Source organism: Paenibacillus sp. MER 180, assembly GCF_023713665.1.
Classification (GTDB): domain Bacteria; phylum Bacillota; class Bacilli; order Paenibacillales; family Paenibacillaceae; genus Paenibacillus_B; species Paenibacillus_B suaedae.
Genome location: NZ_JAMAVT010000110.1, coordinates 1 through 257, shown reverse-complemented (window position 1 = coordinate 257; position 257 = coordinate 1). Strand labels below are relative to the sequence as shown.

Genomic DNA, 257 nt, shown 5'->3' with positions numbered 1-257 from the left:
CCCTCATGCGAGGAAAATGCCTATCTGGTATTAGCTCACGTTTCCGTGGGTTATCCCAGTCTTATGGGCAGGTTACCTACGTGTTACTCACCCGTCCGCCGCTAACTATCAGGAGTGCAAGCACTCCATAAAGTCCGCTCGACTTGCATGTATTAGGCACGCCGCCAGCGTTCGTCCTGAGCCAGGATCAAACTCTCCGTTAAAGTTAAGTTTGAACTGCTCATATCTTTTGACGAGGTATTGCTACCTCATTCACA

General features: G+C 49.4%; 1 rRNA gene. It reads right to left on the bottom strand.

The features are described 5' to 3' along the window. A 16S ribosomal RNA gene (locus M3661_RS30085) occupies positions 1-203 on the bottom strand; the annotation flags it as partial. Between the last annotated feature and the right edge of the window lie 54 nt (positions 204-257).